Raw genomic sequence first — 18,580 nt, 5'->3', positions numbered from 1 at the left:
GCGAGCACCTTCTGATCCGCAACCCCGGGGGAAACCCATGACCCGTACCCTCGCGCTCGTCGAGAGTCCCGCCCAGCTGCTCGGTCTTCTTGAGTGGGCGCTGGGTGAGCGCGACGGGGCGCCGGATCCGGCCCGGTGCGAGGTGGCTGTCCTGCTGCCCCGCGACCCGGTCTCGCGCCGACAGCTCGGCGGGATGGCGGAGTTGGCCCGCGCGGAGGGCATCGCGGTCGGGCTGTACGACATCCGCGGGGTACCGGCCGGTTTCCCGCGCGCCGTGGCCTCGCTCGTGCCCAAGCTGGCCGGGGCGGGGCGGCTGGTGATCGGTGACCCGTTCTCGGGGATCATCCAGCGGCTGCTGTGGCTGTCCAGGGCACGGGGCCTGGTGGTCGTGGACGACGGCACGGCGACCCTGGAGCTCTCCCGGCACCTGCTCGCGGGCCGCCCGCCGAGCCGCCGGCACCGGTCGGGCTCCGCACCGGCGGCGACCGCTGGTGCCGCCCGAGTCGCCCGTGCCGCCCGTGCCGTCCGTCGGACAACTCCCGGACACGGGCGGCGGCTTGAGGTCTTCTCCTGCATGACGGCCGGCCTCGGGCTGCCGCCCGGCGGTGTCGCCTCGCTCAACAGCTACAGCTGGACGCGGCAGCGGTACGGGCCGCCGCAGGTCCGCCCCGGCGTCGACCTGATCGGCACCTCGCTCGCCGAGACCGGGCTGGTCGACCCCGAGCGGTACGTCCGGGAGATCGTCCGCCTCGCCGACGAGCTGAACGCGGAACGCTACTTCGCGCACCGCCACGAGGACCCGGACAAGCTGCGGCTCATCGCCGAGTACGCCGAGCTGGACGTCGTACGGCCGGAACTCCCCCTGGAGATAGAGCTGTTGAGGGGGCCGGTCGCCGAGACCCTGGTCGGTCTGCCCTCCACGGTTCTGCACAGCCTGCCCCTCGCCCTCGCCGGTACGGGCGTGGAGATCACCGTCTGCGCGGACGTCCTGGACCGGCTGGGGCCGAACGTCTCCCCGCGGACAACCGCTCTCCTTGAAGAGGTGATCCACATATGACCTGGAACAACTCCCTCAGGCGGACGGCGAAGTCCGCGTTCGAGAGCTGTACCGGCCTGCGCGTCACCCGTGCGCACAGGCCCCTCCCCCGTACCGAACCCGAGGCCCGAGCGACGGCCACGGACCCGGCAGGAGCCGACCGGCCGCCGACCGGCCCGGTCGCCGCCAGTGCCCGGCCGCCCGCCCGCCCCGAGGCCGACCGGCTGCTGCGCGCCCCTGTGTTCGTGCTCTCCGCGCCACGCTCGGGCTCGACCCTCCTGCGGGTGCTGATGAACAGCCACTCGCGACTGCACTCCCCCCACGAGACCCACTTCCGCCGCATCACGGTCCGCTTCACCACCGAGCCCGCCCACCAGGCGATGGAGGCCGCGGGCCACAATCTCGCCGACGTCGAGCACCTCCTCTGGGACCGGCTGCTGCACCGCGAACTCGCCCTCAGCGGGAAGGAGTTCCTGGTCGAGAAGACCCCGAGCAACGTGTTCGTCTGGAACCGGCTCGCCACCTGCTGGCCGGACGCGCGGTTCGTGTTCCTGCTCCGGCACCCGTACTCCATCGCCCGCTCCTGGCACGAGGGCGACCCGGCGGAGCGGCCCATGGAGGAGGCGGTGCGGCACACCCGCGAGTACATGCGGACCCTGGAACAGGCACGAGCGCACCTGCCGGGCCACACCCTGCGCTACGAGGACCTGACCGCCGACCCCGAGGCGTCGACCCGCGCGCTCTGCGAACGGCTCGGCCTCTCCTGGGAGCCCGCGATGACGCGGTACGGGCGGCACGACCACGGCGCCTTCACCAAGGGCATCGGCGACTGGACGGACAAGATCAAGAGCGGCAGTGTGCAGCCGGGGCGTCCGCTGCCGGACCCCGGCGAGATCCCGGAGGGCCTGCGGCCGATGGCGCGGGCCTGGGGCTACCTGGACTCCTGAAGCTCCGGGAGTTCCTGGACGGGCGGCGACCAGGGCCGCCCTTCCATCAGACCGCCGAGGCCCGCCCAGGCGAAGTTCATCATCGTCGTCGCGGCCTGCCTCGCCGAGACGCCCGGCGTCGCGTTGGCCCAGGCGGCGAGCGACTCGGCGGCGCCGACCAGGGCCTCGGCGAGCCCGGCGACCTCGCCCTCGGGCAGCGACGGGTCGCTGTGCGCCTCCCGGGCGGCGACGAGGATCAACCGCGTGACGAACGCGACGAGTTCCTTCCGCATCGCGTCGGCCTCGACGGCGAACGGCTCGCCGTGCGTACGCGCCTGGAGGTGCAGCACGGACCAGCCGTCGGGATGCCGCCCGGTGTGCGTGAAGAACGCCCGCAGTCCGTCCCAGAGTTGGCGGTCGGCGGGCAGTCCCGGCCGCACACCCGCCATGACGGCGCCGGTGAGTGCCTCGGCCTCGCGCCGGATGCAGGCGGTGAAGAGGTCTTCCTTGGAGTTCAGGTACAGGTACACCAACGGCTTGGACACGCCCGCCAGTTCGGCGATCTCGTCCATCGAAGCGGCCCGGTACCCCAACTGCCCGAAGGTCCGAACGGCCGCGTCCAGCATCTGCTGTTCCCGTACCGCGCGCGGCATCCGTTTGTTCTTCGCAGCACCCATGCGGGCAAGCGTACGGTTTACCGGTCCGCGACCCGGCGGGGACCGGACGCCGTGCCCGTCGTACGGGCCGCTAGGAGGCCTGGCCCTGCGCGCCGCCGCGGGCCGCGTCGTCCACGGTGTCCTCCTGGCTGCGGTTCTGCTCCAGGTTGGCCTTGACGCGGTCCACCCGCGCGACGACCTGGGCCGAGGCGCGGTCGCGCTCCTTGCGCAGCACGACGAAGCTGATCGGGGCGGAGATCAGCAGGGCGAGCAGGACGATCCACATGTAGTTGGAGTCACCGAAGCCGCGCGGGGCGAGACCGAGGGAGACCAGGCCCCAGACGACCACGAGGCAGCCCGCGAAGACTCCAAGACGCATCAGCGTGTAGCGGCCCATGTCAACCCACTCTTCCGATCCGAATCCGTTTGGAACATCCCAAAGGGCACCGTCCAGTGAAGCACGGCCGGACAGGGATCCCGCAGGCGGGCCTCACACGACGGAGACGGGAGCGGGAGCGGGGCCGGAGGCGGCGGCGCCGAGGGTCAGCAGCATCGTGATGTCGTCCCGGTCGTCGCCCGGCGCGACCCGGATGGCGCCCGGCACCCGGCCGACCTCCTGGTAGCCGCACGAGCCGTAGAACCGCTCGAGGCCCTCGCCGCCGCGGCAGGTGAGCCGTATCGCCTCGATCCCCTCGAAGCCGGCGGCGGTCTTCTCGGCGGTGGCCAGCAGTTCGCGCCCGTACCCCTTGCCCTGGTGCCTGGGATGCACCATCACCGTGTAGAGCCACACCCAGTGCGGCATCAGCCGGTGGGTGTTGAAGCCGAAGAACGCGGTGGCGGCGACGGCGCCGTCCTCGTCGTGGCCCACCAGCAGCCGCGTGCGGCCCTCGGTGATCGCCGTGAGGTGCTTGAGCCACTCGGGCCGGACGTCCTCGACGTCCACCGGCGGTACGAAGCCGACGGAGCCACCCGCGTTGGACACGTCCGCCCACAGGCCGATCACGCCGTCACGGAGCTCCGGACCCGGGTGCGGGTCCAGTTCAAAGGTCAGTGCCATCGTGCGCTCTCGCTCAGACCCGCATCGGCTGGGGGGACTCACGGCGCGCCGGGTCCGGACCGTCGTACTCGCGGATGATCTCGTACCGCGTGTTCCGCTCGACCGGGCGGAAGCCGGCGTCCCGGATCAGGTCGAGAAGGTCCTCGCGGGTCAGCTTGTTCGGGGTGCCGTAGTTGTCGGCGTCGTGCGTGATCTTGTACTCGACGACCGAGCCGTCCATGTCGTCGGCGCCGTGCTGGAGGGCGAGCTGCGCGGTCTGGACGCCGTGCATGACCCAGAAGACCTTGACGTGCGGGACGTTGTCGAAGAGCAGCCGGGAGACGGCGAAGGTCTTCAGGGCCTCGGCGCCGGTCGCCATCTGCGTACGCGCCTGGAGGCGGTTGCGGACCTTGCCGTCCTTCACGTCCACGAAGTCGTGCTGGTAGCGCAGCGGGATGAAGACCTGGAAACCGCCGGTCTCGTCCTGGAGTTCGCGCAGCCGCAGCACGTGGTCCACCCGGTGGCGGGGCTCCTCGATGTGGCCGTACAGCATCGTGCACGGGGTCTTGAGACCCTTCGAGTGCGCGAGCCGGTGGATGCGCGACCAGTCCTCCCAGTGGGTGCGGTGGTCGACGATGTGCTGGCGGACCTCCCAGTCGAAGATCTCCGCGCCGCCGCCGGTGAGGGACTCCAGACCGGCGTCGATCAGCTCATCGAGGATCTCGGACGCGCTCAGCCCGGAGATCGTCTCGAAGTGGTGGATCTCCGTCGCCGTGAAGGCCTTCAGCGAGACGTCCGGCAGGGCCTTCTTCAGCTCGCTGAGGGAGCGGGGGTAGTAGCGCCACGGCAGGTTCGGGTGCAGGCCGTTGACGATGTGCAGCTCGGTGAGGTTCTCGCCCTCCATCGTCTTGGCGAGACGGACGGCCTCCTCGATCCGCATCGTGTAAGCGTCCTTCTCGCCCGGCTTGCGCTGGAAGGAGCAGTACGCGCAGGACGCGGTGCACACGTTGGTCATGTTGAGGTGGCGGTTGACGTTGAAGTGGACGACGTCGCCGTTCTTCCGCATCCGCACCTCGTGGGCGAGACCCCCGAGCCAGGCCAGGTCGTCCGACTCGTACAGCGCGATGCCGTCCTCGCGGGTCAGCCGCTCACCGGCCCGGACCTTGTCCTCCAGCTCGCGCTTGAGCCCGACATCCATGCGTGTACCTCTCCCTTTGACGAACCCTGTCAACCGTACTCCCCCGCCCTCCGGGCGGGAGGGGCCCCATCAGGCACTCCGTGCCCTCACCGGCCGGCCCTCTCGAAGCAGGCGGTTACTCCTCTTCGGGCAGCTCTCCCACCCGGTTCTCCCACTTCGTGGAGAGCACGATGGTCGTACGGGTCCTGGAGACGCCCTTCGTTCCCGACAGCCGCCGGATGGTCTTCTCCAGGCCGTCCACGTCGCTGGCGCGCACCTTCAGCATGTAGGAGTCGTCGCCGGCGATGAACCAGCAGTCCTCGATCTCGCCGAGGTCCCGCATCCGGCGTGCCACGTCCTCGTGGTCGGCGGCGTCGGAGAGCGAGATGCCGATCAGCGCGATCACGCCGAGCCCGAGCGAGGCCGAGTCGACGGTGGCGCGGTAGCCGGTGATGACACCGGCCGCTTCCAGCCGGTTGATGCGGTCGGTGACGCTGGGTCCCGACAGACCGACGAGGCGCCCCAGTTCCGCGTAGGAAGCCCGGCCGTTCTCTCTCAGGGCCTGGATGAGCTGCCTGTCCACCGCGTCCATGCGATCGATAGCCTTCCGCTGAAGAGTTCCTGAAAGTGATGAGATGCGTCCTGCTCGGTGCTCAGTCGGTGCGCGAACCCCCGCCGAGTTCGCCCTCCCACCGCCGGTACAGCCGGTGCCGGACGCCCGCCGCGTCGAGCACCCGCCCGGCGACGAAGTCCACCAGGTCCTGGATGTGCGTACCCCCGGCGTAGAAACCCGGCGAGGCCGGCAGCACCGTCGCGCCCGCGTCGTCCAGGGCGACGAGCTGTCGCAGGGTCTGCCCGCTGAGCGGTGTCTCACGCACGGCGACGACCAGCCTGCGGCGCTCCTTGAGCGTGACGCTCGCGGCGCGCTGCAACAGGTCCTTGGAGAGGCCGAGGGCGACTCCGGCGACGCAGGCGGTGGAGGCGGGCACGATGAGCATGCCCTTCGTGGGGTACGAGCCCGAGGACGGCCCCGCCGCCAGGTCGCCCGCGCTCCAGTGCCGTACGTCGTCGATGCCCACGTCGAAGGTGACCGGCTTCCCGTCCGCGCCCCTGGCCAGCCAGTCCCGCAGATCCTGCCGCCAGTGGGCGTCGCGGAAGGCGAGCCCCGTCTCGTCGAGCAGGGTGAGCCGGGAGGCGCGGGAGACCACCAGGTCCACGCTCTCCCCGGCATCCAGAAGCGCACGCAGCACGGCGGCGGCGTACGGAGTACCGGACGCGCCCGACACCCCCACGATCCAAGGCCGGCGCTGCGTCTGTCCTGGGTTCATGATGTCGAGCCTATCCGGCGACCGCCCGGTTTCAGACCGTGAGCCCGCGTACGAGGAGATCGAGCAGGGCGCAGGCGAAGAGCGCGATGCCGATGAACCCGTTGACGCTGAAGAACGCGCGGTTCAGGCGGGACAGGTCGTGCGGCTTGACGATGGAGTGCTCGTAGAGGAAGGCGCCCGCGACGATCACCAGGCCGGCCCAGAAGAACGTTCCGGCGTCGGTGGCGAGGGCGTACCAGACCAGCAGGCCCGTGGTGACGGCGTGGCAGACGCGCGCGCCCTGGATCGCGGCGGGGATGCCGAAGCGCGCCGGCACCGACATCACGCCGACCTCGCGGTCCGTCTCGACGTCCTGGCAGGCGTAGATCAGGTCGAAGCCGCCGATCCAGATGCCGACGGCGAGCCCGAGGATCACCGCGTCCCAGGACCACTCGCCGGTGACCGCCAGCCAGCCGCCGATCGGGCCCATCGCCTGGGCGAGTCCCAGGATGGCCTGCGGGAAGTTCGTGAACCGCTTGCCGTACGGGTACACGACCATCGGGATGACCGCGATGGGCGCGAGGGCCAGGCACAGCGGGTTGAGCAGGGCGGCGGCGCCGAGGAAGAAGACGAGGGCGACCAGCGCGCCGGTCCAGGCGTGCTTCACCGACATGGCGCCGGTGACCAGCTCGCGGTGGGCGGTGCGCGGATTGCGGGCGTCGATCTCGCGGTCGATGATCCGGTTCGCGGCCATGGCGAAGGTGCGCAGGCCGACCATCGCGACGGTGACGAGCAGCAGCCGGCCCCAGTGGATGTTGCCGTCCCACTGGAACATCGCGGTCAGCGCGGCGATGTAGGCGAAGGGCAGCGCGAACACCGAGTGCTCGATCATGACGAGGCGCAGGAACGCCTTGGTGCGGCCCGGCTGCGGCAGGGCGGCGGACGCGGAACTCACCGGCGGTACTCCCTCACACTGTTCTCAGACCTCACAGCCCGTACTCCTTCCAGCGGCGGTCGACCGTCGCCGCCGTCTCCGGGTCGGAGAGGACCATCTCAGGCCAGCCCCCGTCCCGGGTGTAGCCCTCCTCGGGCCACTTGCGCGTCGCGTCGATGCCCGCCTTGCCGCCCCAGAACTGCTGGTAGGAGGCGTGGTCGAGGTGGTCGACCGGGCCTTCCACGACGGTGAGGTCGCGGGAGTAGTCGGTGTTGCCGAGGGCCCGCCAGGCCACCTCGTGCAGGTCGTGGACGTCGCAGTCGGAGTCGACGACCACGATCAGCTTGGTGAGCGACATCATGTGCGCCCCCCACACGGCGTGCATCACCTTCTGGGCGTGCTTGGGGTACTTCTTGTCGATCGCGACGATCGCGCAGTTGTGGAAACCGCCGGCCTCGGGGAGGTGGTAGTCCACGATGTCCGGGATGATGATCTTGAGGAGGGGGAGGAAGAACCGCTCCGTCGCCCGGCCCAGGGGTCCGTCCTCGGTCGGCGGGCGGCCCACGACGATCGACTGGATCAGCGGCCGCTTGCGCATCGTCACGCAGTCGATGGTCAGCGCCGGGAACGGCTCCTGGGGCGTGTAGAACCCGGTGTGGTCGCCGAACGGCCCCTCCGGGAGCATCTCGCCCGGCTCCAGCCACCCTTCGAGGACGACCTCGGCGTTCGCCGGCACCTGCAACGGCACCGTCTTGCAGTCCACCATCTCGATCCGCTTGCCCTGGATGAACCCGGCGAAGAGGTACTCGTCGATGTCACCGGGCAGCGGGGCGGTCGAGGCGTACGTCACGGCGGGCGGGCATCCGAAGGCGATGGCGACCGGCAGCCGCTCCCCCTTGCGGGCGGCCACCTGGTAGTGGTTGCGGCTGTCCTTGTGGATCTGCCAGTGCATGCCGATGGTGCGCTTGTCGTGGCGCTGGAGGCGGTACAGCCCGAGGTTGCGGATGCCGGACTCGGGGTCCTTGGTGTGCGTGAGGCCGAGGTTGAAGAACGACCCGCCGTCCTGCGGCCAGGTGAACAGCGCCGGGAGCTGGTCCAGGTCCACGTCCTCGCCCCGGAGCACGACCTCCTGGACCGGCGCGTCCTTGACCTTCCGCGGCGGTACGTGGGTCATCGCGCCGAGCTTCCCGAAGGCCTCGCGCACCCCGACGAACCCCTGCGGCAGTTCGGGCCTCAGCAGCCCGCCGATCTTCTCGGAGATGTCGGCGTACGACTTCAGGCCCAGGGCCTTCAGAAGCCGCCGGTCGGTTCCGAAGACGTTCATCGCGAGCGGCATCGCCGACCCGCGCACGTTCTCGAAGAGGAGCGCCGGCCCCTGGGCCTTCTGCACCCGGTCGACGATCTCCCCGACTTCCAGGTACGGGTCCACCTCGGCCTTGATGCGCTTGAGGTCGCCCTCGCGCTCCAGGGCCCGCAACAGGGAGCGAAGATCGTCGTAAGCCATGTGTCCCAGTATCGGCCACCCGCTAACCTGTGCCCGTCACCGGGGCCCTTCGCCGCCCCGCCGCCGCTCTCTGGGGGATCGTCCGCCCATGCTCAGGTATCTGCCCTTCCTGCTGGTCCTGGCTCTGTGGATCTACGCCTTCATCGACTGCCTGAACACGCCGGAGAAAGAGGTGCGGGGTCTGCCGAAGGTGGTGTGGGTGATCATCATCCTGCTCTTCGGCGAGGTGCTGGTCGGCCCGGTCGCCTGGCTGGTGGCGGGCAGGCCGCGCAGAACGCCCGGAGACGGCGCGGCGCCCTCCCCGTGGCGCCGCGACCAGCGCACGGCTTTCGTCGCGCCCGACGACAACCCCGAGTTCCTCAAGTCCCTCAAGGACGGCAAGGGTGACAAGGGCGCGACCGGCGGGGGCAAGGACGACGAGGCGCTCCTGCGGAAGTGGGAGGCCGACCTCCAGCGCCGCGAGGAGGAACTGAAGCGGCGCGAGAGCGACGACGAGGTCTGACGGAGCCATGGAACTGCGCCTGCTCGTCACCTTCGAGAAGGTCGCGACCGTGCTGAGCTTCACACAGGCCGCGGCCGAGCTGAAGTACGCGCAGTCCAGCGTGACCAGCCAGATCCGCGCCCTGGAGTCCTCGCTCGGGACCGGGCTCTTCGACCGGCTGGGGAGCAGGATCCGGCTGACGGAGGCGGGCGAGCGGCTGCTGCCGTACGCCCGGCAGATCATCGAGCTGAGCGAGGAGGCGCGGGCGGCGGTCGTCGGCGCCGGGGAGCCGGCGGGCGCGCTGACCGTCGGCACGATGGAGTCGCTGACCGCGTACCGCCTGCTGCCTCTGCTCGAACTGTTCCACCACCGCTATCCGGGCGTACGGCTGTCGCTGCGCACGACCATCGGTGACGAGACCCGGCAGTCGCTGCGGCAGGGTACGTACGACGTGGGTTTCCTGATGGAGCGGGAGACCGAGCACGCGGGGCTGGAGACGGCGGTGCTCGCGGTGGAGCCGCTGGCGCTGGTCGCCGCGCCGGGCCATCGGCTGGCCTCCGTCGCCGTACTCACGGCCGATCTCGTACGGGAGTCGCTGCTCGCCACCGAACCGGGCTGCGCCTACCGGGACTTGTTCGAGCGGGAACTCAACTCCCGCGCCGGGGAGGGCTCTCCGGTCGCCTTCACCGAGTTCGGCACGATCGAGGCGACCAAGCGTGCCGCGGCGGCCGGTCTCGGGATCGCACTGCTTCCCGAGGTGGCGGTCGCCGCGGAACTGGCGGCCGGCGCTCTCGTACGGCTGCCGTGGGAGGCGCCGTTCACGCTTCGGACGCAGCTCGCGTGGCGGGCCGGGAAGCGGCTTCCGGCGCATGCGCGGCTGTTCGTGGAGCAGGCGAGGCGGCTGGTGCGGGAGCAGACGTCGGGGGCGTGACCTCGACGGGCTTCGCCAGCGTGACGCGCAGGCTCGCCAGCACGATCAGCGGGACGCCCAACGCCTGGACGACGCCGATGTGGTGGCCGTACACCGCCCAGTCGGCGACCATCGCGACCGCCGGGTAGGTGAAGGCCAGTACGGCGATCTTCGCGGTCGGCAGTCTGGCGTACGCGGAGTACAGGAGGACGTACATCAGGCCCGTGTGGATGAGCCCGAGCCCGGCCAGCCAGCCCCAGCCGGCTCCCGTGCCGCGCATCGCGCCGAAGTCGGCGAGGGGGAGCAACAGCGGTATCCCGAGCAGGACTTGGACGAGGGCGATGAGGTGCGGGCGTACGCCGGTGACGCGCTTGGTGACAAGGGTGGCGAGGCCGTAGAGGACGGCCGCGAGGAGGGCCTGGCCGATGCCGAGAAGGTAGGCGGTGTCCCCTCCGGTGAAGTCGGCGGGGCGGATACCGGAGACCAGGACCAGGCCGGCGAAGGCGACGCCGATCCAGCCCACCTTGGCCGCGGTGAGGCGTTCGCGGAAAAGCAGGGCGCCCAGCAGGACCACGTAGAACGGCTGCGTGTGGTAGACGACCGTCGCGACCGAGATCGACGTGTTCTCGTACGACTGGAAGAGCAGGACCCAGTTGAAGACGATGAACACCCCGCCGAGCGCGATGAGTCCGAGCTTGCGCGGGGTGAGGCCGTGATGCTGGAAGTAGCCGCGGGCGAGGGCGTAGCCGCCGAGGGCGAGGGCGCCGAACAGGACACGGAAGAAGACGACGTTGAAGGGCGAGGCGCCTGACTCGACGACGAAGACGCCCAGCGTTCCGGAGAGCACCATCGCGGCGGTGAGCTGGGCGGTGCCCTTGCTCTCCTGGGTGCTTTTCGAGGTCATGGGCCGAACGTACGAGCGGGGTGCCGGCCGGTCCACCAGCCAGTGGGGCGTCCTGCCGATGGGAGCATCGGCGCGACCGATGGGGCGGGTGGCGCGGGCGGATCGGCCCAGCCATCCCGCCCCTGTGGGCCGGCCCGGTCAGCCCAGTCCCAGCCGGGTGATCTCCCGTCCCGCGGAGCGGTCCATCACCATCCGCAGTCCGGCCTCGCGCGTCCTGTCGTAGGCGGCCACGTCCGTGACGCCGAGCTGGAACCAGACCGCATTGGCTCCGAGCGCCACTGCCTGGTCGGCGATGTCGCCGGCCAGGGCGGAGTTGACGAACACGTTCACCACGTCCACCGGGAAGGGGATCTCCGCGAGCGAGGCGTAGCCCTGTTCGCCGTGCACCGTCTCGGCCCTGGGATGCACGGGCACCACCTTCTTGCCGATGCGCTGAAGCTTCTCGGCCACGCGGTAGGCGGCCCGTTCGGGGTTGCCGGACAGACCGACCACAGCCCAGATATCGCCGGCGCTGGTGAGGATGTCCCTGATCGTCGCGTCGTCGCCATAGGTCATCGCCACAGGATGGCATACAGGATCCAATATGGCGATGCTCACTGTCAGACGGCTTCCGTGGTGAGCGTCCGGTGCAGTGCGGTCAGGCCGTCGCTGTAGATGCCGTGGAACAGGGCGACGGCTTCCTCCTCGCTCACGCCGGCCGGGGTGAAGGTGCCGGACCACTCGACGCGGGCCGTGTCCTGTCCGGGGACGGTGTGCACGGTGAGGGTGGAGAGGTAGCCGGTGACGGGGAAGGGGGCCCGGAGGATGGAGTACGTGTAGGCGCGTGCCGTGTTGTCGAAGGCTTCGAGGCGCTCGACGATGACGCCGCCGCCCTCGTCCTGGAGAGTACGGACGCGGCCGCCCTCGCCGAGTTCGCTGGTGGGGATGTAGGGCAGCCAGTCGGGGAGCGAGCCGAAGCCGCCGATGAGCTGCCAGGCGCGGTCGGGTGATACGGGTACTTCGATGGACGCGGTGGTGGTGGCCACGGGGGTCTCCTGTCGGTCTGTCGGTCTGTCGGTCTGAGTTGAAGGGACCGGAGTACGGGCCGAGGGTCAGGCGGTCGGTATGGGCGCGGAGTCGGTGATCAGCTTCTCCTCGCGCAGGGCCGTCCAGAACGCGGCCGGGATCGCCTCGCCGAGTGCGGCCACGTCCTCCGCGATGCGGCTGGGCTTCGTGGCGCCGGGGATCGCGGCGACCGTCGCCGGGTGGGCGAGGGAGAACTGGAGCGCCGCGGCCTTGATGCCGACCCCGTACCGCTCGACGAGCGCCTTGATGCGCGCCACCTTGTCGACGATGGCGGCGGGCGCCTTCTGGTACTCGAAGTGCGTTCCACCGGCGAGGATTCCCGAGCTGTAGGGGCCGCCGACGACGATGTCCACGTCCTGGGCGGCGGCGGCCGGCAGCAGGCGCTGGAGCGCGCGGTCGTGGTCGAGAAGCGTGTAGCGGCCGGCGAGCAGGAAGGCGTCGGGCTTCGGCTCGTCCAGATCGAGGGTGAGCTCCAGGGGCTCGACCCGGTTGACGCCCAGGCCCCAGGCCTTGATGACGCCCTCCTCACGCAGCTTCTGCAGAACGCGGAAGGCACCGGTGCGCGCCGTCTCGTAGGCGGCCAGCCATTCGTCTCCGTAGAAGTCCTGCGCGACGTCGTGCACCCACACGATGTCCAGGCGGTCGGTCCTGAGGCGCTTGAGGCTGTCCTCGATGGAGCGCAGAGTGGCAGCGGCGGTGTAGTCGTTGACCATCTTGTTGGGACGGCCGTACTCGAAGAGGCCGCCCTTCTCGCCGAGGTCACGAGCGGCGGGGTCCTCGATCTCGTCGAGGACGACCCGGCCGACCTTGGTGCTGAGCACGAACTCGTCGCGCGGGTGCCGCGCCAGTACGTCGCCGAGCCGGAGCTCGGAGAGGCCCGCCCCGTAGAAGGGTGCGGTGTCGAAGTAGCGGATGCCCTGGTCCCAGGCGGCTTCGACGGTGGCCGCCGCCTCCTCGTCGGGGATGGCGCGGAACATGTTGCCGAGGGGGGCGGTGCCGAATCCGAGCGCACCGGGAAGGAGGGACTTGATGGTCATGGGGAATCCTCTTCGCATTGATTTCGACGGATCTATGAGTGTTTGTTGATGTCCATGGACGAATGAGCGATCCGCCGGGCTTGCGTCTTCGAGGCTATGATCCAGACATGAGACTGTCCAAGACTTACTCCGACTCACTTGAGTCCTTCGAGGTCCCACATGCTTGACCTGCGACAACTCCGCTACTTCGTGGCCGTCGCCGAAGCCGAACACGTCGGGCGGGCCGCCGAGCGGCTGCACATCTCCCAGTCGCCGTTGAGCCGGCAGATCGCCCAGCTGGAGAAGAACCTGGACCTGACCCTCTTCGAGCGCAGCCAGCAGCGCATCCGGCTGACCTCCGACGGCCGGGTCTTCCTGACCGAGGCCCGCGCCCTGCTGCGCCACGCGGACAGGCTGGAGAACCTCGGACGGCGGCTCGGCCGCGGCGAGGAGGGCGGCCTGTGCATCGGGTACGTGGCCGACGCCATGCACACGGGCGTCCTGCCCAGCGCCCTGCGCACCCTGCGCGAGAACCGCCCCGGTATCCACGTCGCCCTGTACGACCAGGAGTCCGCCGCGCAGTTCGAGGGCCTGCGTCAGCGCAGTCTGGACATCGCGCTGGTCCGCACCCCGCCGCCCGAGGACGATCCGGACCTACAGGCGTCCCCTCTGCTGCGGGACCCGCTGCTGCTCGCGCTGCCCGAGCACCATCTCCTCTCAGGACAGACGGAGTTGACTCCCGAGGCCCTCGACGGGCAGCCATGGATCGCGGTGGGCGACTCCGCGGACCCGGCCTGGCGCGACACGTTCGTCGCGTCGTGCGTGAACTCCGGCTTCACGCCGGACATCCGCCTCGACGCCGCCGATCCGCTCACCGCACTGGGCCTGGTCGCCTCCGGCCTCGGCCTCGCGCTCGTCCAGCGGAGCATGGTGCGCGGCGCGACCGAGGGCATCGTGGTGCGCGAACTCCCTTGGTACGGAGGGTCGGTGCGACTGTGGGCGGCCTGGCACCGGGTCGATCTCCGCCCCGTGGTGGCGTCGTTCCGCGAAACGGTCCTCGCGGAGCGGGACGCCACCTGAACGAGGGGAAGCCCGAGGTCTGGCCTGCACGGCCATGACCTCTCCCTGAGTGGCAGCGCAGACACAGCCAGGAGACCCGGCACACCCGGTACCGGCGCGGCTTCACCGAGATGCGGTGCTGGAGCGGCAGAGCCGAGGTGCCGGTGCCACCGCGTGGCACCGGCACCCCGTTCCCGGCGTCAGCCGCCGTAGGCCGTACCGCCGAAGAGCCCGCCCGAGTCGACCGCACCGGCGTCCGCGCCGTCCTCGCCGGTTCCTCCGCTCTCCCCGCCGCCGTCGCCGCCCCCGATGTCTCCCGTGGGGTCCGGGGTGACGGTGCCGCCGCTCTCGACGGTCAGCATCACCAAGGAGTCGGCCGGGGCCTCGGTCCCCGCCTCCGGGCTCTGTGCGACGACCGTGCCGGGCGCGGCCGTGCCGGTCACCTCCTCGGTCGTGGTGACCTGGAAGCCCTGCGCCTCCAGGGCGAGTTGCGCGTCGGCGAGGGGCTGACCCCGTACATCGGGGACCGCCACCGTCTCCGCCGAAGGCGTAGGCGTGGGCGTGGGCGAGTCGGTGGGCGTGACGGACGGGCCGGTCGGTGTCGGCGCCACCGGCAGGATCTCGTCCTCCGTGCCGTCGGAGCCCGCATCGCGGGCCAGTCCGGAATCCGGGTTCTCCAGGTCGACGAGCTGGAAGACCTCGACCCGGTCCTCCTCCGGCGCCGCCTTGACCTTGGCCACCTTCTTCGAGTCGTACGACGGCCACTTCCTGTTGCGGTCGTCGAACTCCACGTCGGCGGCGTCGATGTCGTCCTCGAACGAGGCCAGCGGGTTGCCGCAGCTGCACTGGACCGCCGGCCGCCCCAACTGATCGACCAGGACGGCGATCCCCGCCTCCAGCAGCGCGTCGAAGGCCTTCGCTCTGCCCTTCTTGAAGTCGTGGTTCCTGACCAGCGTGTCGGCGCGCAGCAGGACCGGCGTCAGCTTCTTCACGTAGCCCTTGATCTGGCCGACGTCGTCCAGGCCGGCGACCTCGGCCCACTCCTGGGCCTTGCCCCGGTTCTCCGGCTTGCCGAGGAACTCGACGAGCTTCGCCTTGTCGCAGCGGCCGGCGTCCCGGGTCCCCCCGTACAGACCCGGGGCTCCGCCCCCCATCTCCCCCGCGATGTAGTCCATCGCCACCCCGATGGCGATGTCGGTGCCGAGCCTCACAAAGAAGGGCGCCGCGCTCATCACTCCGCGCGCGACGGCCCGTACGGCGACCTTGTCGCCGGGGCACTTCGCGGCCAGCATGCCGAGGACGGCCAGGACCAGCGCGAGCGCAACGGCCGTGCGCCCCCTCCCCCGTGTACGTTTCATGGTCTCCCTGTGGCTCCTTCCGGGTCGCCGGTCGGCGAACGGTCACGCCAGTGTGGGCGCCCGGCGGGGGCGGGCACATCGTGGCCCGCACGGGATCCGAGGGGCACGGATCCGTGCCCGCACGGATGACGGGATCCGCCGTCGGCGGTGACCATGGGCCCATGCCGCGCACCGTACTGATCGTCGACGACGACCCCGGATTCAGAGCCGTGGCACGGGCGTTGCTGGAGGCGGACGGCGACTTCGCGGCGGCGGAGGCGGGTTCGGGGGCCGAGGCGCTCGCCGCCGTCGTGCGGGAGCGGCCGGATGCCGTACTGCTGGACATCGGCCTGTCGGACGGCGACGGCTTCGAGGACGGCTTCGCCGTCTGCCGGGCCCTGCACGGCGTGGCTCCGGCGACGGCGGTGGTGCTGTGTTCCGCGCGGGAGGCCGAGATCTACGGGGAGCGGATCGCCCGGTCCCCGGCGGTGGGGTTCCTCGCGAAGGAACGGCTGTCGGCGCCGGTGCTGGCGCGGCTGGTCGCCCCCGGCGGACGCTGAGCGCGGGATCAGTCGTCGGAGGCGAGGTACATCAGCACCGCGCGCACCCGGCGGTCGTACACCTCCTTGGCCTCGGGCCTGAGGCCGAGCTTGTCGAAGATGGTGTTGACGTGGTCCTCCACCGTCCTCTTGCTGATCGAAAGCCTCGCCGCGAGGGCCGGGTTGGACAGCCCGCGCGCCATGAGTTCGAGCACCTTCAGCTGCTGGCCGGTCAGGGCGGCCAGCAGGTCCCTGCGGCGCGGGGTGCGGTAGAGGGCGCGCTGGATCTCGCCGTCGATGGCGTACCGGCCGGCCCCGACCTCGTCCACGACCTCGGTGACGAAGTCCGCTCCGGTCACCCGGGACTTGAGCTGGTAGCCGATGCCTCCGGCGGCGGCCGCGGGCCCGGCCTCCAGCAGACGCCGCAGATGAGTCAGCTCCATGTCCTTGGACAGCAGCAGGATGCCGACCCCGGGATGGGCCCGGCGAATCTCCACCGCCGCCCGAAGCCCTTCCAGAGTGTGCGTGGGCGGCATTCTGATGTCGACCACGGCGAGGTCGGGCAGGGTGTCGGCGACGGCTGCCCGCAGGCCGTGCGCGTCCCCGGCCCGCCCGGTGATCTCGTGGCCCTCTTCCTCCAGAATGGCCGCGAGTCCCCGCAGGTAGACCGGGTCGTCGTCGGCCAGCACGATGCGCAGGGCCCGCTCCCGGGAATCCGTCTCGGCCGTCATACCGGCTCGCCTTCCTCGCTCGTGGCACGGGTGGGCAGCGTCACCGAGACGACCGTGCCCTCGCCGGAGCGGCTGCGGACGGTCAGTCCGCCGTCGTACGCGGAGACCCGGTGGCGCAGTCCGAGCAGGCCGGTGCCGCCGTCCGCCGGGTCCGCGCCGCCGACTCCGTCGTCGGTGACGCTCAGGTTCAGCATTCCGTCGGCGTGCCGGAGGTCGACGCGGACGGTGCGGGCGTCGGCGTGCTTGAGCACATTGCTGATCGCCTCCTTCACGACGTAGTAGGCGGTGAGTTCGACCGGCTCGGGCAGCTTGGGCAGTCCGTCGGCGTGCAGGTCGACGGGCAGGGGCAGATCGCCGGTCAGCGAGCGCAGAGCCGGCACCAGCCCGGCCTCGCTCAGCACCACCGGATGGATACCTCGGGCCGCCACGCGCAGTTCGGCGTGCCCCTGCTCCAAGGTGGCGAGCGCGTCGTCCAGCATCCCCGCCGGCTCCGGGCCGCTCGCCGCGCGGTCCAACCGACGGCGGACGAAGCGTAGTTGGAGGCCCAGGTTGATGAACTTCTGCTGGGCCCCGTCATGCAGGGCCCGCTCGACTTCGCGCCGCTGCTCGTCGCCGGCCTCGATGACACGGCGGCGGGAGGCCCGCAGTTCGGCGACCAGGGCCTGGTTGTCCAGTTCCAGTGCGGCGGCGGAGACGACCGCCTCCAGGACGTACCGGTCCTCCCGCAGCGCCGGGTCGTGGACGAGGACGCCGACGGTCCGCCCGCCGCGCTCCAGGACGATCGTCCCCCGGCCGGGCCCGGCCGTCAGGGGACGGCCGCCGGTGTCGACGTAACCGTCCCCGTCGGGTGCGGGGAAGCCCAGCTGGAGCGACTCGTCGTCGAGGGCCCTGGCGAGTTCGTCGCGCAGTTGCCCGCGGGAGGCGAGCGGCAGCCGTCGCAGCAGTTCGGCCACGGCGGTCCGGCCCAGCCGGATCCGCCACACTCCGGCGAGGAAGGCCAGCGGCAGGCACAGGACCGACAGATGCGCGACCGCCAGCAGAGCGGAGTGCGACCACTCCCGGTCGGTGCCGAGCGCCGCGTCCAGCCCGGAGGCGAGACCGCCCACGAGGCCGACGGCGAGCAGCGGGACGAGCTCGCGGCGGTACGGCCGGGATGCCTCCGCCCAGCGCCACAGCAGTACGGCGACCACGGCCGCGCTGACTCCGAGCTGCACCGCGTCGGTCAGCTGCCGGAGCGCCGGCACGTCGTGCACGAGCAGCAGGTTCTCGGTCACCGACGAGTGGTAGAACACGCCGATCGGCTGGAGGACGAAGGCCACCGCACAGCCGACGCCGAGCAGCACCCGGTCGGCGACGGCGGCGACCGCGCCGTCGTCCTCGCGGGTGCGCAGACGGCCGTAGGGGAACACCAGCAGCAGCGGAATCAGGAGGCCGGTGGACGCGGAGCGCAGGAACAGGCCGACGGTGTGCACCAGCGGGTCGGTGGAGATCTGGAGGTCCTCCGCGAACCAGCCGATGCCGACGAGCAGCATCAGGAGCCCGACCGCGTTGCCGGGCCGCCGCAGCCGCGCCAGCAGTCCGGCCCCGAGGTACAGTCCGCCGACAGCCCCAGAGAACAGCGTCGAGGTGGAGTCGTCGTACCGGTCGGGTGCGGTGACGACCAGGACGTAGGTTCCGAACGCGGTGCCGGCTGTGGCGAGGAGGACCGCGGTGCGCCGCGGGGACGGGCCTGCCATAACCGCCTCCCCCGTGACGGCCGTTCACGCGCACTTCCGTTTCCTCACGGTACGCGATCGACCGACTGCCGTACGGAGTTTTCGGCGCACCCGGCGGACTGGGTCGAGGGCCAGGACTTCGCGTAGGGGCGGTGCGGGCGCGCGCGTCGCCGCCCGGCGGGTCTGGGGCGTGTCCCGGCCGGCGGTCCGGCCGGGACGCGGTTGCCGGGGGTACTTTCCGCACGTT

The 18,580-nt window shown here is 71.0% G+C and carries 21 protein-coding genes; 6 read left to right on the top strand and 15 right to left on the bottom strand.

What is annotated here, in order from left to right:
* Positions 1-37 precede the first annotated feature (37 nt).
* Both ACIBLC_RS31580 and ACIBLC_RS31575 read left to right on the top strand, forming a co-directional pair.
* Positions 38-1,057 (top strand): hypothetical protein, encoded by a 1,020-nt coding sequence (locus tag ACIBLC_RS31580; protein WP_399214750.1) that lies wholly within the window; start codon positions 38-40, stop codon positions 1,055-1,057.
* The gene (locus ACIBLC_RS31575) at positions 1,054-1,983 is read left to right on the top strand and encodes a sulfotransferase family protein (RefSeq protein ID WP_399214749.1); all 930 of its coding nucleotides are present in this window, start codon (positions 1,054-1,056) and stop codon (positions 1,981-1,983) included. Before ACIBLC_RS31580 ends, ACIBLC_RS31575 begins: the two co-directional genes overlap by 4 nt.
* On the opposite strand, the gene ACIBLC_RS31570 is transcribed toward ACIBLC_RS31575, so the two are convergent.
* From ACIBLC_RS31570 to ACIBLC_RS31535, 8 genes are all read right to left on the bottom strand, one after another.
* Positions 1,968-2,639, bottom strand: coding sequence for a TetR/AcrR family transcriptional regulator (locus tag ACIBLC_RS31570; protein ID WP_399214748.1), 672 nt, complete (start codon positions 2,637-2,639; stop codon positions 1,968-1,970). The two genes, ACIBLC_RS31575 and ACIBLC_RS31570, sit on opposite strands and share 16 nt — an antisense overlap.
* 70 nt (positions 2,640-2,709) lie before the next feature.
* Positions 2,710-3,015, bottom strand: coding sequence for a DUF4229 domain-containing protein (locus tag ACIBLC_RS31565; RefSeq protein ID WP_399214747.1), 306 nt, complete (start codon positions 3,013-3,015; stop codon positions 2,710-2,712).
* 93 nt (positions 3,016-3,108) lie between these two features.
* Complete coding sequence (locus tag ACIBLC_RS31560) at positions 3,109-3,675, bottom strand: GNAT family N-acetyltransferase (protein WP_399214746.1); 567 nt, start codon at positions 3,673-3,675, stop codon at positions 3,109-3,111.
* A gap of 13 nt (positions 3,676-3,688) precedes the next feature.
* Positions 3,689-4,852, bottom strand: coding sequence for an aminofutalosine synthase MqnE (mqnE, locus tag ACIBLC_RS31555; protein WP_399214745.1), 1,164 nt, complete (start codon positions 4,850-4,852; stop codon positions 3,689-3,691).
* Positions 4,853-4,967: 115 nt separating this feature from the next.
* Entirely contained in the window at positions 4,968-5,423 is a 456-nt protein-coding gene (locus ACIBLC_RS31550) for an Lrp/AsnC family transcriptional regulator (RefSeq protein ID WP_399214744.1), read from the bottom strand.
* Between the two features lie 61 nt (positions 5,424-5,484).
* Entirely contained in the window at positions 5,485-6,159 is a 675-nt protein-coding gene (locus ACIBLC_RS31545) for a UbiX family flavin prenyltransferase (protein ID WP_399214743.1), read from the bottom strand.
* 31 nt (positions 6,160-6,190) lie between these two features.
* Positions 6,191-7,093 (bottom strand): menaquinone biosynthesis prenyltransferase MqnP, encoded by a 903-nt coding sequence (gene mqnP, locus ACIBLC_RS31540; RefSeq protein WP_399214742.1) that lies wholly within the window; start codon positions 7,091-7,093, stop codon positions 6,191-6,193.
* A gap of 31 nt (positions 7,094-7,124) precedes the next feature.
* Entirely contained in the window at positions 7,125-8,576 is a 1,452-nt protein-coding gene (locus tag ACIBLC_RS31535) for a menaquinone biosynthesis decarboxylase (protein ID WP_399214741.1), read from the bottom strand.
* A gap of 88 nt (positions 8,577-8,664) precedes the next feature.
* Between ACIBLC_RS31535 and ACIBLC_RS31530 the strand changes: the two genes are divergently transcribed.
* The gene (locus ACIBLC_RS31530) at positions 8,665-9,078 is read left to right on the top strand and encodes a PLD nuclease N-terminal domain-containing protein (protein WP_399214740.1); all 414 of its coding nucleotides are present in this window, start codon (positions 8,665-8,667) and stop codon (positions 9,076-9,078) included.
* A 7-nt stretch (positions 9,079-9,085) separates the two neighbouring features.
* Positions 9,086-9,988: a LysR substrate-binding domain-containing protein gene (locus tag ACIBLC_RS31525; protein WP_399214739.1), complete on the top strand. Its 903-nt coding sequence runs from the start codon at positions 9,086-9,088 to the stop codon at positions 9,986-9,988.
* Here the strand turns inward: ACIBLC_RS31525 and ACIBLC_RS31520 are convergent.
* The 4 genes from ACIBLC_RS31520 to ACIBLC_RS31505 form a co-directional block, all read right to left on the bottom strand.
* Positions 9,876-10,871 (bottom strand): DMT family transporter, encoded by a 996-nt coding sequence (locus ACIBLC_RS31520; protein ID WP_399214738.1) that lies wholly within the window; start codon positions 10,869-10,871, stop codon positions 9,876-9,878. The genes ACIBLC_RS31525 and ACIBLC_RS31520 overlap by 113 nt on opposite strands.
* A 138-nt stretch (positions 10,872-11,009) precedes the next feature.
* A complete protein-coding gene (locus ACIBLC_RS31515) occupies positions 11,010-11,426 on the bottom strand; it encodes a CoA-binding protein (RefSeq protein WP_399214737.1) in 417 nt (138 codons plus the stop codon).
* Between the two features lie 44 nt (positions 11,427-11,470).
* A complete protein-coding gene (locus tag ACIBLC_RS31510; protein ID WP_399214736.1) occupies positions 11,471-11,896 on the bottom strand; it encodes an SRPBCC family protein in 426 nt (141 codons plus the stop codon).
* A gap of 66 nt (positions 11,897-11,962) precedes the next feature.
* Entirely contained in the window at positions 11,963-12,973 is a 1,011-nt protein-coding gene (locus ACIBLC_RS31505) for an aldo/keto reductase (protein ID WP_399214735.1), read from the bottom strand.
* A gap of 159 nt (positions 12,974-13,132) precedes the next feature.
* Between ACIBLC_RS31505 and ACIBLC_RS31500 the strand changes: the two genes are divergently transcribed.
* Positions 13,133-14,032, top strand: a complete 900-nt coding sequence (locus ACIBLC_RS31500) for a LysR substrate-binding domain-containing protein (RefSeq protein WP_399214734.1) — start codon at positions 13,133-13,135, stop codon at positions 14,030-14,032.
* A 179-nt stretch (positions 14,033-14,211) separates the two neighbouring features.
* On the opposite strand, the gene ACIBLC_RS31495 is transcribed toward ACIBLC_RS31500, so the two are convergent.
* Positions 14,212-15,369 carry a DUF6777 domain-containing protein gene (locus ACIBLC_RS31495; RefSeq protein ID WP_399214733.1) on the bottom strand — a complete coding sequence of 386 codons (1,158 nt, stop codon included), beginning with the start codon at positions 15,367-15,369 and terminating at the stop codon, positions 14,212-14,214.
* 161 nt (positions 15,370-15,530) lie between these two features.
* Here ACIBLC_RS31495 and ACIBLC_RS31490 point away from each other — a divergent pair, with 161 nt between their 5' ends.
* Complete coding sequence (locus ACIBLC_RS31490) at positions 15,531-15,908, top strand: response regulator transcription factor (protein ID WP_399214732.1); 378 nt, start codon at positions 15,531-15,533, stop codon at positions 15,906-15,908.
* Positions 15,909-15,916: 8 nt separating this feature from the next.
* On the opposite strand, the gene ACIBLC_RS31485 is transcribed toward ACIBLC_RS31490, so the two are convergent.
* Both ACIBLC_RS31485 and ACIBLC_RS31480 read right to left on the bottom strand, forming a co-directional pair.
* Positions 15,917-16,618: a response regulator transcription factor gene (locus tag ACIBLC_RS31485; protein WP_399214731.1), complete on the bottom strand. Its 702-nt coding sequence runs from the start codon at positions 16,616-16,618 to the stop codon at positions 15,917-15,919.
* Positions 16,615-18,354: a sensor histidine kinase gene (locus ACIBLC_RS31480; RefSeq protein WP_399214730.1), complete on the bottom strand. Its 1,740-nt coding sequence runs from the start codon at positions 18,352-18,354 to the stop codon at positions 16,615-16,617. The genes ACIBLC_RS31485 and ACIBLC_RS31480 overlap by 4 nt, the downstream gene beginning before the upstream one ends.
* Positions 18,355-18,580 lie beyond the last annotated feature (226 nt).

Source organism: Streptomyces sp. NPDC050535 (assembly GCF_044457665.1).
Classification (GTDB): domain Bacteria; phylum Actinomycetota; class Actinomycetes; order Streptomycetales; family Streptomycetaceae; genus Streptomyces.
The sequence above is the reverse complement of the archived record's forward strand: the minus strand, read 5'-3'. Positions and strand labels throughout refer to the sequence as shown.